This window comes from Bifidobacterium sp. B4142, assembly GCF_026537325.1.
Lineage (GTDB): Bacteria > Actinomycetota > Actinomycetes > Actinomycetales > Bifidobacteriaceae > Bombiscardovia.
The window spans coordinates 508,748-525,326 of the sequence record NZ_JAFNMJ010000001.1 but is presented as its reverse complement, the minus strand read 5'-3'; the positions used below and the strand labels follow the sequence as shown (position 1 = coordinate 525,326).

Sequence of the window (16,579 nt, the reverse complement as noted above, 5' to 3'; positions counted from 1 at the left end):
GCTCATCCTATCTTTTCGATGGCATCAATAATCAGGTTCCAGAAACCGTCGAAGTCCAGCTTCACGGCAACCTGAGTATGGCAATCTTCAGGACTGGGTTCCGGACCACGCAGATCCGCCACGGTCATCCCGGTCGTCAGCTCTCCTCTCAGCTCGATATCAACTGGGCAGCGATGAGTCTTGACGATGTTTGGATTAATCAGATACGCAATTGTGCAGGGGTCATGAACGGGAGGGTCGACGAACGCCTGGTTGTCTTTGTAGGATTTCCTGAAGAAGTCCATGAGTCCACTAACGAAATGGGCCAAATCAGTTCCAACGCCTTCTATGCGCTTCTGAACCTCTGGAGTACAGAGGGCCTGATGGGTCAAATCCAAACCGACCATAGTGACCGGCCATGGCTCATTGAAAACCACATGTGCAGCCTCCGGATCCACTTTGATATTGAACTCAGCAACAGCACTCCAGTTACCGACATGATAGCCACCGCCCATAAGGACGACTTCCTTGACCCGTTCGACTATCCGCGGTTCCTTGCGGGCGGCCATTGCGATGTTGGTCAGCGGACCGGTAGGGACCAAAGTTATAGTATCTGGTTCATTTTTCATTACCGTGTCAATGATCCAGTCGACGGCGTGACCAGCATCCAGCGGACGGGTCGGTTCTGGCAACGTGACGCCATCCAGGCCTGTCTCACCATGAATGGAGGCAGCGACTTCCTGAGGGCGAACCAATGGTCTGTCGCACCCAGCATGCACTGGCACATCCGTCGCATGTGCCATTTCAAGCACAGCCCTGGCATTGTATGTCACCTTGTCAAGGCTCTGATTGCCGCCTACCGTAGTGACGCCTAAAAGATCAATCGCCTGACTGCCGACAGCCAAGAGAATCGCCACAGCATCGTCATGGCCGGGGTCAGAATCCAAAATAACTTTCCGTTTCATCAACGTTCTCCGTTCTTTACTTATTGCATGATGATAATCATCGAGTTCCGAAACCTTCGAGAAGATCACCGGCTGCTGCCTCATCAACCGTACGGGGCGTATTGCCGGCGAAACGCTCATTGGCAACAGCTGAAGCATTGCTCAGCAGTTCCTTACGATCTATCTGGTAGGTATCGAATGGACGCATTCCAAGTATGTTATCCCGGAAAACCTTGAAGGCTCGTACTGCCAGAACCGTTGTCTGCTCCGGGGGCGCGGATTCAGGATAAGAAGCTCCTAGAATCTGACCAATCTCGCGTATTTTCTTAGGACGAACCGGGCTTACAAACTCCATGACTGCAGGGAGGGCGTAAGCCACAGCTTCACCGTGGATGATGTGGTATCGGGAACCGAGCACATGAGCGATGGAATGACCGACGATCGTACCTGTATTGTTCAGCATCCAACCGGCCAGGTTCGCGGCCACCATAACCCGTTCTCTAGCCTCTATATCGTTCCCCTCATGCACAGCACGTGGCAGGTATTGGTACAGCAGGTACATGACTTTTTCGCAAATCGCATCGGTTACGGGGCTTGATTGACGAGACAGATATCCTTCCGCCGCATGACCGAAGGCATCAAGGCCGCAGGCGATGGTCATTGCAGGAGGCAAAGACAGGGTCAATTCAGGATTGAGCACGGCATATTCGCTGACGGCAGGATCCGCTAAAATGGTCACCTTTGTCTTTGACGATTCATCAGTAACGACAAGAGCATTGGACATTTCACTTCCGGTGCCGGCAGTGGTAGGAACGCTGATCTGGCCACGGCAGGGTGAAATTGGCCTGGTCGGATCAGTGTAATTCAGAATGTCTCCACCATTGGTTCTGACGATGTTGACTCCGCGAGCCACATCCATGGAACTTCCTCCACCAATGGCAATCAAGCTATCTGCATTATGCTGCTTGAAAGCCAGAAAAGCATCGTTTACTGTTCCCTCGGCAGGATCGGAACCGACATTGTTGTAGACTGAAACCGCGATTCCACATGAGCGAAGCCAATCTAGAGCCTTGACGACTAGGGGCATTGTTGATACAAAATGATCGGTTATTACCAAGGGCCGCTTGTATGATTCGGTCTGAAGTATCTCTTTTAGGGTTTCGCCCAAATCATCAGTGGAGACGACCTTTACACGCTGCAGCAACTTATATTGCATAATCAGCAACCTACTTCTGCGGCCGCGCGGTCTGCATTTTTGCAAAATTCACGAACTTTGTCGATATCCTTCTGCATGTACCCGTCCTGGAACTTGATACTTGTTTTAGTGAGCGAATCCACGCCATATGGCCTGCATTTTCTTATTGCATCCGCTACGTTATCTGGACCGAGCCCTCCAGCCATGATGACCGGTTTTCCGCATTCCTCGACAATGCGTGCATCGATATTCCAGTCATGGGTCTGCCCGCTGGCACCTATGCCCGTATCTGGGGCCAGACCGGAATCCGTGAGTATGAAATCGCAGAAATCCGCTAGACGCTTGGCACGCGCAACAGCTGATTCATCGTTAACCAGCACAGCCTGCATAAGCTTTGTGGTGGGCGCGACATTTTTCAACCGTTCGGCAAAGGTTTTATCGGCCTCATACCCATCACCGGCGATATGAAGGATGTCAGGCTGTATGAGTTTGGCTAGTTCGATCATCTCGTCAGGGTCATTGGTCAGCATGATGGCCACTGCTTTCACTCCGCGGTTCCTGCATTCGTCGAAAATCTTGTGAACTCGATCCAATGGGACCCTTTGAGCAGGTACGCCACCATTCTGCATGGGCACCAATCCAATATGATCGGCACCTGCCTCCATGGTTTTAATGCTTTCATCATAATGAATGATGGAATAGAGTTGCTTGACTACCATTGTTCTCCTTTACTGACAAATTCGCCGTGTGGTAAAACCATTTGTTCATGCAACAACTAAGGGTGCGGACATCTTGTCACGTATCTTTTGCACATCGATATCAGGAACCGCCTTGGTGCATTCCAGCGCAATGCTGGAGGCTGCCTGAGCTATGCGGCCTACATCTCGTATAGGACGATTCGGGTCATCGAAGTAACTCCATGCAATAGCAGCCATTCCTGTGTCTCCGGCCCCATTCGCCGTAACTATGGCCGTCGGGTAAGGCGGAACGTGAACCATTTCCTCCGTCCCGGAAGTCCGGGAAGCACACAAAATGCCTTCTGCTCCCAAGGATATATATACGGTTTTGACGCCTTTGTCCAAAAGCCAGGCAGCTCCCTCTTCAGCAGAGGCTTTGTCGTGTATATCTATGCCGCTTAGCTTTCCCGCTTCGATCGCATTGGGCTTAAGCACACTCATTTTATTAAGAATGGGCAGGAAATGATCCGCCTTAACAGTCGAGACGGTATCGCCGAAAAGCGGCGCCGTTACGTTTCTACCTATCCACTCCATGGTTTCAGGCGCTAGATTCGCATCCAAAAGACAAATTGCAGCCCCGTTGACAAAATCAAGACGGGTCTTCAGGAATGAAGGTGTGATTTGTTTGCAGATATCCATGTCATTGACCGCAACGAGCATATCGCCCGTTTCATCTGTAATAAACATGTAAGTCGACGATCTGTAATCATCTAGACGTTGCGAATATTCCAGATGGATGCCTTTTTCCCGACAGGTCCGCTCCATGACTCGCCCGTTGGCATCATTGCCATAAACAGTCACCAAGTATGTGGGAACATCAAGGCAGGCAAGGGATTGCGCCATATTTTGTCCAACCCCGCCAACCGACAAGCTTACTTTCCCTGGATTTGAATCACGATCTACGATGGCAGTATTCGGACGTCCACAAATGTCCATATTCATGCCACCTATAACGACAACATATCGATTGGTGTCGCATAAGCACTTTGCGAAATCCACCATTGAAACCAGCCTCCTTGCATAGTTGCGTTCATAGACACAACCAACAATTGTTTTACTCTATAAACAATTGTTACTTGTATGATAAGGAAGACTCGCTTCGCTGTCAAATGGATTGAAAATCGGCATTGATGCCGCTCTACGAGAGGAGTCTGGGTTTGCTGCGTGAAAAAGATCTATGGCTGGAACTTAATGACAGCTGATTACTCTCGTGCAAAAAACGAATGGCGACGAGCCTCCAAGGCTTTCGGGCTCAGACTCGGATTGACTGACTGGACGCAGTCCATGGCCATAGCAGCCGCAGCATATGCAGTCTCCGCACAGTCCCGGTAGCCCATTTTCTTGCTATGGGACCAAAGAAGAGCAGACAAGGCAGCTGAGGCTGCGCCGTTATTGTGTCTGCTCTTGGTCCTTTGATCGTCAGGACAGAATACGTATTGGCTTCCATCGCTGTATAGATTACCCACGCCATCTATAAGCAGATATACACAGCGAACTCCTGCTTCATGCAGGAAACGAGCACAAAACTGACCACTTTGTTCATCGGAAGCATCCGTGTTTGTCAATAATTGCGACTCAGCACGACTAAGTACCAAAGTATCGATTCTGTTCAACACGGGCATCAAACGCGAAGCTTTATTGACAGAAACAACTCGAGCATAGATCGGACCAGAATAATGGTCACATATCCAGGCAATCGAAGCAGCTGTTAAGCTGGAATCGAGAACAACAGCATTTGCATTAACAATAATGTGAGCACGCTCACGCAAAAAAGTCGGGCTGATAAGCTCACTGCTGGCCATGTCATCCAACCCCACCATAGGGTCTCCGTCAGGACCGCTGACTGACAAATAGGTGGAAGTTGGGGTGTTGCTCAGCTGTTGACAGTATGTTATGTCAAGGCCATTAGCCATGGCATCTTTCTTGAAGAACGCGCCGTTGTGATCGTCTCCATAGACTGATAAGAGATAATTCTTTACGCCCAAACATCCCAAATCATACGAAATATTACGACCTATGCCACCAGGGCTGAACGTGATTTTCCCAACATTAGAAGAATGGCTTACGACAGGATTGACTGACATACCATAAATATCCAAGTTGATCCCGCCTATCACTGCGACATAGGTAGGCGGTGAAACTATATACCCCTTTCCCAACAAATAGCCTTTCTTCACAAGATTGGATATATGCGCAGCAACACCGGAACGAGTGATGCCGCAAATGTGAGCCAGTTCGTTCTGACTAATCATCGGATTCTGTCTGATCAACCCCAATATCTGTTCTTCGCGATTGGTCACCGCCATAGATGCCTCACTCCACTTGTCCAGACGAATCTGTTTCACAATCTAGCATCATTTTGAACCTTTACGGGTTCCATTCTCGGCTTGATAAGGCCCAACTGCATGCCAAACCGTAGTTATTAGCAATACAAGATGAGAATAGATAGCCCTTATATAAGCCATTACCAATTGCTTGAGCACATCTGCTCGAATGATCGCCAAAAGTACCAACTGATGGCCATCAGCACGAGGGCTATGGCAGTCTGAGGTCAACCTAGCTAACATTCTAGGATACAGATTTTTACCACAACAGCAGCTATTTATGGTCACTTAATCGAAGAACATCTCTGACCATTCAAGGCAATAACGCATTATCGCCATACACCTAAGATGGGTACTGACGCGGCTCAATATATGTCACAAACCCACACCAATATGATGGCAGGATAGCCGGCTGATAGGCTCGAAATCATGATCAGCAAGGAAACAGAAACAGCAGTGATGGATTTTGTGCACGAGCGCGACTGGGATCAATTTCACACGCCCGCAAACCTAGCCAAATCCATCTGCATCGAAGCTGCCGAGCTCCTGGAATGCTATAATGGGGGGATGATCCCAGGGACGGAGATGAAGGCCACGTGACCGACGAACTGGCTGACGTGCTCACCCATTGCATCCAGCTGGCGGATCGACTGGATCTGGACATGGACCGAATCATCATGGACAAACTGCAAAGGACGGCCGACAGATATCCGGTGGCCACTTCGCGCGGTTCCAGCCGAAAATACCGGCCCCTGCAGTAGGCGGATCGATTCAGCAAGTCTGCGTAGCCGACGACCCCGGTCGTCCGAGTCGCTCGACAATCAGAGCAGACAAATCATCCAAGGTTACTCCAACATAGCTATTCAAGGAAGCGAACTGGGGGCCTGATGAGGTGTCGACCGGGTTGGTGCCGGTATAGGCCACAGTAGTAGCTCCTGAGGCCACAGCCGAGGTGATGCCGGTCAGGGTATCCTCGAAAGCCAGGCAGAAGGCCATCAAATCAGGGCTGTTGATGCCCACCAGACTGGCCGCATGCAGATAGGGAGCAGGATCGGGCTTCTGCGCCAGCCCATCATCCCCGCAGACATAGTCGGCAAAAGCTCCCTCGGGTGCCTTAGCGACCACAGCCTGAGCCATGCGGCGTGGCGAAGTAGTGACCAGAATCGAGGGGACGCCGGCCTCAACCAAGTCTGTCAGGATGGCACGAACCCCTTCAATCCAAGGCATGTGACGCTCCTCCATGGCGATTACTCCATCAATCAGCAGATCTGGAATCTGATCCTCAGGAAGGTCAAGACCACGCTCCCGCATCACCCTTGCCACTTTGGTCAGAGGCTTGCCGGAAACCTGCCACCCCATGTCGGCATTCCAGTCTCCTCCATGCTCACGCACTAGATCGACCTCCGCCTGATGCCAGTAAGGCTCTGAATCGATCAGAGTTCCGTCCATGTCCCAGAAGACCGCAAGCGGCCGGCGTCCCACAGCAGACCGGGCTTTATTATCCTTTTGATGCTCCATGTTCATGCATTCACCCTATCGGCAGGGCCTGTCTTAAGAATGGCGCTGCTGCACATTACTTAGCATGAAGATCCGGCCATGGATCAGGCAGCAGCTCATCCAGACTTACATTGAGCACTTGAGCAACTGCCATAATGTTGATCAAACTGGGATTGGCTGGGCTCCCGGGTCGCGACTGGCCATGCTCCAACTGTTGATATGCGAACCGGGAAAGGTTGGCATTATAGGCGACGAACTCTTGACTGTAGTGCAAAGCCGTCCTTCTGCGTTGTATGTTCATACCTAATACTACGGCGTATTCCGCCCATCCATCCGGTACTTGAGAATGTGCCACAGAGCCAAAATAGGTACAAAAACCAGGTTGTCATGCCTTACCAGTAATACTATATCAGTAAGGCATCACCGGTTATCCAAACGGGGAACAATTACCGTGCTCTGTCTTGCACCAAAACTAGATAAGTCGTAGTCGTTGCTGGTTTCAGCACCTACATACGCGATGAACAACGAGGATCATCAATGAAAGCAACAATCCTGGGCGACTATGAAAACATCACAAAAAGGACGAATCAATGAAAAAATCCTCAATCATCAACAATCCGGTCATTGGCTTGGCCATTTCACTCATTCTCTGTCTGGCGTGCGGACTTATGTCCAATCTGGCTCAAACCGATGGAGGACGCGTTACAAAGGAGACGCTGCAAATTGAATCGCCGTCAGGCCACCGATTGAGCATGGACATGCTCCAGCCGAAAACAGCTTCTTCTAAGCACCCGGCACCTGCCATTGTCTTTGCTCACGGAGGTAACACCAACAAAGAAAAAAGCGATGACTTCCAGATCGAGTGGGCTCGCAGAGGTTTCGTCGTGATATCTTTCGACCTTTACGGCCATGGCGAATCTGAAATCCTCAATGACCAGGAATGGCTTGTAAATGGACGCGGATTGTATGACACGGTGGAATACCTCACCTCTCTCCCCTTTGTCGATGCTGATCGGATAGGGGTTTCAGGGCATTCAAGAGGCGGGAACACCATCCATGAATCCATCCTGATCGACAACAAGCGCCAGCATCCACTGATCAAGACCGTGCTCTATGTCAGCCGAGACCCGGTCTATAAGGACAACGAGACGGCCGCCTTCGGGTATGTTCCCGGCAAGACGAACGTCGTCGAAGCAGCCAAGAAGAACACCAACGGCAAGTTCTTCAACTACTATCGCGAGCGCACCGTAGGAGTACTCGCCGGCAAATACGACGACTACTCTTTCAAGGAAAAAGATACGTCAACTGGCAAAATTAAGCCCAACCCGCAGTACCTCAAATCAAATAACGCACGGTCCTTCCTCAACTTCGGCATCACGCCCACTGACCATACACCTGCAGGGATCAGCGGCCGGTGGTACCGCAAGCAGATCAATGGCCATCAAGCCTCACACGTCATTTATATGGAGAACGGGACGCACGGAACAGTGCTCTTCCTATCCCAACCATGCACCGATGCTGTTCAATTCATGGTTAGGGCTTTCAACATGAAAACCGACCTTGCCGACAGCAATCATATCTATCCTGTCAAAATGATCGGAGGGCTTCTTGGACTGATCGGCCTCATGCTCTTCATGGTCTATGGAACACTCTGTCTGGTCAGAACCAGCCTCTTCAAAAAGGCCGGCTCAGAGGAACCGGCACGCATGCGTCAAGCTGATACCTATAAGGGAGGTTCAGTATGGCTTTGGGTCTGCCTACTGTCGGCCACCGCCTTCTCAGTTGCCAGCGCCTTGACGTTGTTCGGGCTGAAAGTCGACAAGCATATCGGCAACTACTTTCGGCAAGGTATGCCCTTGTTCTACGGTGTGTGGGGCTGTCTGAATGCCATATTCATGATCGCGTTGACAATTCTGTGGTACCGCTTGTATGCGCGAAAGAGGGGGACTAAAGTCTCGGATCTTGATCTGCCCATCGGTGGAGGAAGACTTTGGCAGACAATAACGCTTGCACTGACAGTCAGTCTTCTGGCTATATTGCTGATCTTCACATGCAAGTTCCTCTTCAACTCCGATTTCCGGTTCTGGTACTGGGCCGCCAGACCATTTACCGCCGACAAGATTCCTGAGATGCTCAAGCTACTGCCCTTCTTCCTTGTAGCCTACGGAACCACATCGGTCTTCATCAATAGCCTGAATTACTCCACCTCATTCGGGAGGAACTCAACAGCCAACATAGGTCTGCTGGCATTCTTCAACATGCTGCCGGCTCTGCTTATAGCAGTGGTTGGATACGGGTATTTCTTCGTCACTGGAGTCAACGGCCTGTTCGGCAACAACACACAGATACCAGACTGGATGCTGACACCCTTGGTCCCGCTGGCTGTCATGCCTCTGGTGACCCGGGCGATCTACCGTCACACCAGAAATCCCTATCTGGGTGGCATCATTACCGCGATCGTTGTTACTGTGATGACCTGCATCAACTCACAGATATCCTTCCCAGCCTAACGGGGAGACCACACCAACCCCAGGTCCTCTCCGTCCCTGTCTACAAGGGAAACTTCGACAAGGACAGGGAGGACCAACTTACCTGACCACCAGTTCACTCGGTGTTGCCGAAGACCTGGTTGCGCAAGTTGTTACGCTGGGTCTCGTATTGAGTGAGCTGGCCAAGAAGATCGAACTTCTCCTGACCGTCGGGCAACTGATTCATCTGATGCTTGACCGAGGCAATCAGCCGCATATAGGTGGCATCCAACAGCCTTGCCAACAGCTCGGAGGCATACTGACGCTCCTCCGGGCTAGGCTGCCTCAACTGAACATCCGCTTCTTTGGAGCCCTCGTCCCGGTCTTCTTTCTTATTGCCTCTCTTGGAGTCCGATCCTGAGCTCCTCTGTCTATCCTCCTGCTTATCCAAATTCAGCGGCAGGGGCATGACGGCCAGCTCATTGATGGCCGACTCCAGCATGGGCCCGCCAGCCTTGGTCAAATTATGCATCCACAGCCCCTGGGGCGTCTTCCTGTCGGGCAGCCCTCCGGCTGCCTGCACAGCCTGATAGAGCGAGCGGAAAATCGGAACCTCGAAACTATCTGGGCTGAGTTGGGCGAAGGCATCCGATCCGACCGCTCTGGGGATCTGGATGAGCACACCCATGAACTGCTGCTCGCAGATGAAGACAGCATCATCGATGTGGTGGTAGCCCTGTCGGAGGGCATCCTCACGCTGTATCCTGCGGCGGCGCATGGCATCGTCACTGCCTTGGCCCGCACGACCCTCAGATTCACCCGCGCCGCGGTGAGGAGTGCGGACCGCATAGGCATCCTGGTCCTTCACATGCAGCTTGCGGCGGGCCCTGTTGACCTCCTGGCGCAGCAGATCCAGATCCACGCCGATTTTTCTGGCGGTTTTACGGGTATAGGCCCCCACCAGGGAGCGGTCCCTGATCTGGGCCAGAATAGGCGCCACGGCCTTGACTGCTCCCATCTGCCCGGTGGTGTACTGGGTATCAAACATGGCCACGGCGGTGTCGATGACGAAGTCATACAGCGGTCGGGGGTGCTCGACCAGGGATCGCACAGCCTCATCGCCGTAGCGGATGCGCAGATCGCAGGGGTCCAGATTCTCCCGGGCCACCGCCACGAAGGTCTGCGTCAGAAAGCTCCCGTCAAGGCCGAAGGCATGCAGGGCGGCCTTCTGCCCGGCAGCATCACCGTCGAAGGTGAAGACCACCCGAGAGCCCCGGACAGGCCCCACCAGCTGAATGGCGCCGAGGGCGTCGTCGGAGATGAGCCGGCGGACGATCTTGGCATGGTCCTCGCCGAAGGCAGTGCCGCAGGTGGCTACAGCTGTGTCGACACCGGCAAGGTGGCAGGCCATGACGTCGGTATAGCCCTCTACTATAACTACCTGTCGCTTTTTGACGATGGCGTCCTTGGCCAGATCGATGCCGTAGAGCACCTGGTTCTTGCGGTAGAGCTGGGTGTCGGGCGTGTTGATGTACTTGGCGTTGATGCCGTCGTCCTCGTAGAGCTTGCGAGCGCCGAAACCCAGGGTGCGGCCCGTGGAATCCCTGATAGGCCAGGTGACCCTGCCCCGGAAGTAGTCATAGACCCCCCGCTGCCCCTTCCTGGCCAGCCCTGCATCCAGCATCTCCTGCTGGGTGAAACCCTTGGTGGACAGATGGCGCACCAGGTTGTCCCATCCGCGTGGGGCGTATCCGCAGCCGAAATGCGCGCTGTCTGCCTGAGAGAAGGTTCTGCCCGCCAAGAGCTTGCGCGCCGCCAGCGCCTCCTTGCTCATGATCTGCGAAACGAAGAAACGCTGGGCCTCCTCGTTAGCCTCCAGCAGCCGGGAACGTTTGGACCCGCGACGCTTGTCCTGACGGGAGTTTTCGTAATGCAGCTCAATCTGGTACTTGTCCGCCAGGATCTCGACGGCATCGCCGAACTCGACGTTCTCCTCCTGCTCCACGTAGGTAAAGACATCGCCGCCCAGACCGCAGCCAAAGCAGTGCCAGACCCCCATAGAGGGACGCACCGAAAAGGAAGGAGACTTCTCGTCGTGGAAGGGGCACAAGCCCATGTAGGTGCCGGAACCGGAAGGCTTCAGAGTCACGCTTTCAGAGACGATCTCATACAGATCGGCCTTGGCTCTGACCTTCTCGATGTCTTCCTTCTTGATCATTCCGGACATGACACCTAGCCTACCGGCCCAGGCCGATGTGTTGCGCCCGGCGTAAATGCCGCAGGCCTAGGGGCAGACCAGGGAATGCAGGGCCAGCGCGGAGCCGTCGGTAAGAGAGGCCACCTGGTCGATGGCCACCCGCAATCGCTCCCCATCCGAACCTGCCTGACGCCAATCCTCCAGGAAGACATCCTCCAAGGCATCAGAGGGTGCAGGCGAGTCGGCCATCATCACCTCAACCAAGTCGGTCACAATCTTCAATTGCTCCTCGTGGAAGGGTTCCTTCTCACGGGGAGCCATGACGAAGTAGACAGCAATCCCCTTCAAGGCCACAATCTCATAAGAGGTCCGGGGAGGAATGACCAGCCCAGCCGAGTACCTGGTCAAGGGGCCTTGGCCGTGACGGCTTCGCGTGGCCGCCTCCACGGAGTCAGCAAAGCGACCGATCAGATAGCTGGTGGTGTTCTTCAACGTAGCCAAGGCCCGGCGTGAACCGTCAAAGCCCGTCGGCAGCATGCTGCGGACGGCCTCCAAGGCTCGGACCAGCTGGTCGGCATCCCATCGATCGCCATACCAGGATCGGGCGGCCCGGACCACACCATCAATGATCCTGAGCTCAGCCAGCCGCTCAGGCACGAAGGATCCGACCACGATGGCATCCTCCACATCGTGGACACTGTAGGCGATGTCGTCAGCCAGATCCATGACCTGGCACTCCATAGGCGTGCTGGCCGGCGGCGCCCCTTGCTTAAGCCAATGGAAGACCTCTTGGTCGTCAGGGTAGACGCAGAACTTGGCGGTTCTCTCCCCCTTGGGATGAGCCGAGGCCTCGGCCAGGGTCCAGGGATATTTGACCGCAGCATCCAGCGCGGCTCTGGTCAGGTTGACTCCTGCTGAACGTCCGTCAGGATGGAAGACCTTGGGCTCCAGCCTGGTCAGTAGTCGAAGGGTCTGTGCATTGCCCTCGAATCCCCCAATATCCGAGGCCAGCGAAGACAGGGCACGTTCGCCGTTGTGGCCGAAGGGCGGATGACCCAGGTCATGGGCCAAGCAGGCACAGTCCACCACGTCAGGGTCACAGCCCAGCATGGTCCCAATCTGCCGGCCGATCTGGGCCACCTCCAAGGTGTGGGTCAGCCGTGTACGGGCAAAATCGTCAGTGCCGGCGACCAGGATCTGCGTCTTGGCCCCCAACCGACGCAAGGCTGAAGAATGGACCAGACGCGCCCTATCGCGTTCAAAGGCGGTCCTGCTGCTGGTCTTTGGGGGTTCTGGCGCCCACCGTTCCTGATCCTGGGCAGAGTAGCCCTCGGCCAGCAGGCGGGATCCGCCCTCCTCGTCAGTGCCCATCAGGCGCGCCCGCTCCGTTCAGTCCAGATTGTCCACGACCAATACTTCAGTGGGCACATTGCCCGCCGTTGCCTTTGAATAGGGGCAGAGCTCCTGAGTGCGTTCCACCAGACGGGTGGCCAGATCACGATCGACGCCGGGCAGGCAAACCTCGACCAGAGCCTTGATGCCGAAGGACTCGCCCTGGTCACCGAGGGAGATATGAGTGCGCACCTTGCTCTGGGCCAGCTTGGTGGCTGGCACACGCAACTCCTTGCCGGCCAGTCCCATGGCTCCCTGGAAGCAGGCGCCCCAGCCGATGGCGAAAAGCTGCTCGGGGTTGGTGCCCTGACCCTTGCCCCCCATGGCCCTGGGTGTGTCCAGATCCAGGGAGAGATCGGGCTCATGGCTGTCCGCATGGCCCTCGCGGCCACCGGTAATGTCAGCTACGGCTGTGTATGAGATATTGCTTGGTTCATTTCCTGTATATGTAGTCATAACCTCATCTCACCACTTATATAGCCCCTTGACAAGGCCCCAAGCCTATGTTCTACCTGTGATAGTGGTCTCAAAGAATGGATTCAGGGGCAATCAGGTGCAAATCGTCGGGGTCGACTACCTCATGTACGCCCAGATAGAGCCGTGGAATCCGATTACACAGACAAGTGAAAATCTCATAGCTAATGGTGTCAGCGGCCCGGGCCCAGTCATCAGCGGTTGGCTCGGCCTGATCCTCCCCCCGACCTGGTCCGAAAAGAACAACGGTATCGCCTTCGCTAACTCCCAAGTCGGAAGCCATGCCTTTGAGATCAAGAACGCACTGGTCCATACAGACCCTGCCAGCGACGCGAACCAACTTGGATCCTTGACGAGTCATCAGACGGACGGGTCCACCCAGGCGCTCTCGGCCCATATAGCCCTCGCGGTCGAAGCCCGAGGCAGACCGGTGAATCCCGTCGCCGTATCCCAGGGGCATGATGGCCGTGCTGGTGGGTTTCTCAGTCAGATAGGTGCGTCCGTAGGAGATGCCATGACCGGCCGGCATATCCTTGACGGTGCCCAGCTGGGCCTGGAAGGTCATTGCCGGGCGTAGACCGTAATCGGCCGAAACACCCATGGAGGGATCAGGCTCATATCCGTACAGGCCGATGCCCGGACGGGTCAGGTCATAACGTATCCCAGGACGGGTGAGCGTGGCGGCAGTGTTGGCCAGATGCCGGATTTCAGGTTTCATGCCAGCAGCCGTCATCCTGTCAGAGAATTCCTCAAAGAGGGCGATTTGATCGTCAGTGGACGACACAAACTCCTCCACGCCAGGCATGTCGGCCACTGCTAGATGGCTGAAAAGCCCGACGGGCTCCAACAGCCCCTTTGCAGCCAGGCGGGAGAGCTCGCGCATGGCATCCCCGAAGGTTTCGGGAGTAAAGCCGTTGCGCCCGAAGCCGGTGTCCACCTTGATATGGACGCATGCAGGCCTGCCGACCTGATCTGCCGCCTGCGCCGCCATGTCCATGGTCTTTAGGGAACCGATGCCCAGATCGATGTCAGCCTGGATCAACTGATCAAAGGGGGCGCGGTCCCCATTGAACATCCAGGACAAAACCCGACAACGGTCGAATCCGATGCCCGCCCGGCGCAGACGAAGGGCCTCGCTGGCCTGGGCCGTGCCGAGCCAGGTGGCCCCGCCGGACAATGCCGCCAGGGCCACAGGAATGAGCCCGTGTCCGTAGGCATCGGCCTTGACCACACCCATGACTGCAGCATCGGGGTTCGTGGAACGAACCAGATTCACCAGAGTGGCCATATTGGCCTTCAAGGTCCGCAAGTCCACGATGATCTGTCCAGGATAGGCCCGAAGAGCCTGTTCGTAATGTCGCTGGCCCTCGGGCCCGGAGAACCGCCATGCCGGTGCTGCACTCAATGTCATGGCTCCATTGTGCGACGGCGCTGCGACGGTCGGCCCCCGCCCTCAGACGGCGACCAAGCGCTTGCCGACCCTTTCACGTTCTGCTAGGTCAAGGGGACGGTCGTGCCGCTGGTAGGCCACCCGCACGTTCTCGATCTCCTTGTTCTCAGGCATGATGATGTTGCCGCAGCGTGTGAAGCCATGGGTCTCCAGGATGTGCTGCATGGCGTAGTTCTTCAGTCCCGTATCGGCGCGGATGTTCTCGTACCGGCGCATGCTCCAGTCAAGCAGGTCCCCGGCCGCGTGACGTCCCAGGCCGGAGGCGGCCACCCGATGGATGGTGGTATAGGGCCGGTCGTCCAGCCAGCTGCCATCGATGACCCGATAATCAGGTTCCGGGTCATGGAAGAGGGCGAAAACGCCGATGATGCGCTCGTGGCTGCCCTTGTGCTCGTCCAATTCAGGTTCAGGGTAGGCGGGATCCTCAGGAATCTGATCCATACCAGCTGCATCGTCAACCAAGAGCATGGTATGGCCCCCGGCGATGTCTTCGCGGATACGTTCGGGCAGAGGGTACTTGTCCCCCCACTGGCGGGGGTTGCCGGTCTCGGCCATCCGCTTTCTGGCGTAGGCGTAGACAGGCATGATCGCCTCAAAGTCGTCCATGGTGGCATGACGGATCCAACGTGCAGTTTCCATCGTGTAGCTGCTCACTGTGGCTACCTCTTTCTCGACCGGTGCGGCAGGGACGAAACCCGTCCCCGCGATTGCCGAAGTACGAGTGTATTCATCAGCAGGCAGTCACGAAGTGAGTACGCATTGAGCGAATCGGGGAATAGTTTGGGCTATTCTGCATCCTCCTGAACCCGGCCTTCCGCGCGCAGACGACGACGGGCACGGGTCAGGTTGACCACGCTATGCCGACTGACCAGACGGGTTGGCATGACCACATGCCGCTGGAACTCCTTACCCTGGCGCGCATCGAGGATCATTCCCACCGCCATCCTGGCCATCAGATCAAATGGCTGGTCCACCGTGGTAAGGGCAGGCATCAGATAAGAGGACGGATAGACGTTGTCGAATCCGACCACGGACAGGTCCTGCCCGGGCTCCAGCCCACGTTCGCGAGCCGCTCTATAGATATTGACAGCTGTCAAGTCGTTGCAGGCCAGAATCGCAGTCGGACGCTGATCGCGGTCCAACAGATCACAGGCGGCTTGGTATCCCCTGTCAGGCAAATAGTCCCCCTGCTGAACCATGCTCGACGGCAGGCTGGCACCAATGGCTGCCAATGCTGCTCGGTATCCAGCCAGTCTGGCTTGCGCGGATTGCACAGTCGCCGGTCCGGCGATAACACCAATGCTCCGGTGCCCAGCGTCAAGAAGGCATTTGGCCGCTTGGTATCCTCCAGTCCAATTGTCTAGCGTTATGCTCATATCCTCGTCGCTGACCAAATCCACCGGATCGACCGCCACCAGGGGAATGCCCCTTGCTTTGAGCACATTCTTGCCCTCTTGGTCTATGGAGGACATCTGGGTGATCACCCCCAGCGGGTTACGATCAATGATCCCCCTCAGACATTCCTCAGCACGTCGCTGGTGATCAGTCTGTGTCACCGTCAAAGCCAGACCGGCATCCAAGGCCCATTTCGAGGCATAACGTATCATCTCGATGGTGCCATTGTTGGCAATATAATCCACAACCAGCTCAATTGTCTGAGCAATTTTCGTGCTGACAAGCGGATGCGCATAGCCCTCGTCTGCCAAAGCTTTTTCGACCCTTCGACGGGTTTTTGCCGCCACGCCCGGTCGACCGTTGATCACCTTGGAGACGGTCGAAGCAGAGATGCCGAGCTGCTCGGCTATGGCGCCAACGTGGGGATTGCCTGGTTCCTGTCTGGCCATGTGCGTCCTTTCCATTACCCACCAATCGTAACCAACGAAGCACCAAAAGCATCCATGTCGGATTTAGAATTTTTACAT

At 55.0% G+C, this 16,579-nt stretch carries 14 protein-coding genes and 1 pseudogene; 2 read left to right on the top strand and 13 right to left on the bottom strand.

Annotated features, from left to right (window positions below; all coding sequences use genetic code 11):
* Positions 1 to 2 precede the first annotated feature (2 nt).
* The 5 genes from J3U06_RS02305 to J3U06_RS02285 all read right to left on the bottom strand — a co-directional run bounded on the left by J3U06_RS02305 (position 3) and on the right by J3U06_RS02285 (position 5,161).
* On the bottom strand, positions 3 to 944 hold the full coding sequence (locus tag J3U06_RS02305; RefSeq protein ID WP_267444443.1) for a nucleoside hydrolase: 942 nt from the start codon (positions 942 to 944) through the stop codon (positions 3 to 5).
* A gap of 37 nt (positions 945 to 981) precedes the next feature.
* Complete coding sequence (locus J3U06_RS02300) at positions 982 to 2,139, bottom strand: iron-containing alcohol dehydrogenase (RefSeq protein WP_267399592.1); 1,158 nt, start codon at positions 2,137 to 2,139, stop codon at positions 982 to 984.
* 2 nt (positions 2,140 to 2,141) lie between these two features.
* On the bottom strand, positions 2,142 to 2,837 hold the full coding sequence (locus J3U06_RS02295) for a phosphoribosylanthranilate isomerase (RefSeq protein WP_267444175.1): 696 nt from the start codon (positions 2,835 to 2,837) through the stop codon (positions 2,142 to 2,144).
* A gap of 45 nt (positions 2,838 to 2,882) precedes the next feature.
* On the bottom strand, positions 2,883 to 3,857 hold the full coding sequence (locus tag J3U06_RS02290) for a carbohydrate kinase family protein (protein ID WP_267444174.1): 975 nt from the start codon (positions 3,855 to 3,857) through the stop codon (positions 2,883 to 2,885).
* A 200-nt stretch (positions 3,858 to 4,057) separates the two neighbouring features.
* Positions 4,058 to 5,161 (bottom strand): PfkB family carbohydrate kinase, encoded by a 1,104-nt coding sequence (locus tag J3U06_RS02285; RefSeq protein WP_267444173.1) that lies wholly within the window; start codon positions 5,159 to 5,161, stop codon positions 4,058 to 4,060.
* Between the two features lie 447 nt (positions 5,162 to 5,608).
* Here J3U06_RS02285 and J3U06_RS02280 point away from each other — a divergent pair.
* Positions 5,609 to 5,940 (top strand): annotated as a pseudogene (locus tag J3U06_RS02280) (nucleotide pyrophosphohydrolase).
* A 10-nt stretch (positions 5,941 to 5,950) separates the two neighbouring features.
* Here J3U06_RS02280 and J3U06_RS02275 read toward each other — a convergent pair.
* Together J3U06_RS02275 and J3U06_RS02270 are read right to left on the bottom strand one after the other, a co-directional pair.
* Positions 5,951 to 6,703 carry an HAD family hydrolase gene (locus J3U06_RS02275; protein WP_267444172.1) on the bottom strand — a complete coding sequence of 251 codons (753 nt, stop codon included), beginning with the start codon at positions 6,701 to 6,703 and terminating at the stop codon, positions 5,951 to 5,953.
* A 49-nt stretch (positions 6,704 to 6,752) separates the two neighbouring features.
* Positions 6,753 to 6,977 carry a helix-turn-helix domain-containing protein gene (locus J3U06_RS02270; protein ID WP_110417844.1) on the bottom strand — a complete coding sequence of 75 codons (225 nt, stop codon included), beginning with the start codon at positions 6,975 to 6,977 and terminating at the stop codon, positions 6,753 to 6,755.
* 289 nt (positions 6,978 to 7,266) lie between these two features.
* On the opposite strand from J3U06_RS02270, the gene J3U06_RS02265 reads away from it, so the two are divergent.
* Positions 7,267 to 9,186, top strand: coding sequence for an alpha/beta hydrolase (locus J3U06_RS02265; RefSeq protein ID WP_267444171.1), 1,920 nt, complete (start codon positions 7,267 to 7,269; stop codon positions 9,184 to 9,186).
* A gap of 94 nt (positions 9,187 to 9,280) precedes the next feature.
* On the opposite strand, the gene dnaG is transcribed toward J3U06_RS02265, so the two are convergent.
* The 6 genes from dnaG to J3U06_RS02235 all read right to left on the bottom strand — a co-directional run bounded on the left by dnaG (position 9,281) and on the right by J3U06_RS02235 (position 16,501).
* Positions 9,281 to 11,371 carry a DNA primase gene (gene dnaG, locus J3U06_RS02260; protein WP_267444170.1) on the bottom strand — a complete coding sequence of 697 codons (2,091 nt, stop codon included), beginning with the start codon at positions 11,369 to 11,371 and terminating at the stop codon, positions 9,281 to 9,283.
* A gap of 57 nt (positions 11,372 to 11,428) precedes the next feature.
* Complete coding sequence (locus J3U06_RS02255) at positions 11,429 to 12,712, bottom strand: deoxyguanosinetriphosphate triphosphohydrolase (RefSeq protein WP_267444169.1); 1,284 nt, start codon at positions 12,710 to 12,712, stop codon at positions 11,429 to 11,431.
* 18 nt (positions 12,713 to 12,730) lie between these two features.
* On the bottom strand, positions 12,731 to 13,189 hold the full coding sequence (locus tag J3U06_RS02250; protein WP_267444168.1) for an Ohr family peroxiredoxin: 459 nt from the start codon (positions 13,187 to 13,189) through the stop codon (positions 12,731 to 12,733).
* 70 nt (positions 13,190 to 13,259) lie between these two features.
* Complete coding sequence (gene alr / locus J3U06_RS02245) at positions 13,260 to 14,618, bottom strand: alanine racemase (RefSeq protein ID WP_267444167.1); 1,359 nt, start codon at positions 14,616 to 14,618, stop codon at positions 13,260 to 13,262.
* A gap of 42 nt (positions 14,619 to 14,660) precedes the next feature.
* Positions 14,661 to 15,311, bottom strand: a complete 651-nt coding sequence (locus J3U06_RS02240) for an N-acetyltransferase (protein WP_416378808.1) — start codon at positions 15,309 to 15,311, stop codon at positions 14,661 to 14,663.
* 131 nt (positions 15,312 to 15,442) lie between these two features.
* On the bottom strand, positions 15,443 to 16,501 hold the full coding sequence (locus tag J3U06_RS02235; RefSeq protein ID WP_267399582.1) for a LacI family DNA-binding transcriptional regulator: 1,059 nt from the start codon (positions 16,499 to 16,501) through the stop codon (positions 15,443 to 15,445).
* Positions 16,502 to 16,579: the final 78 nt, after the last annotated feature.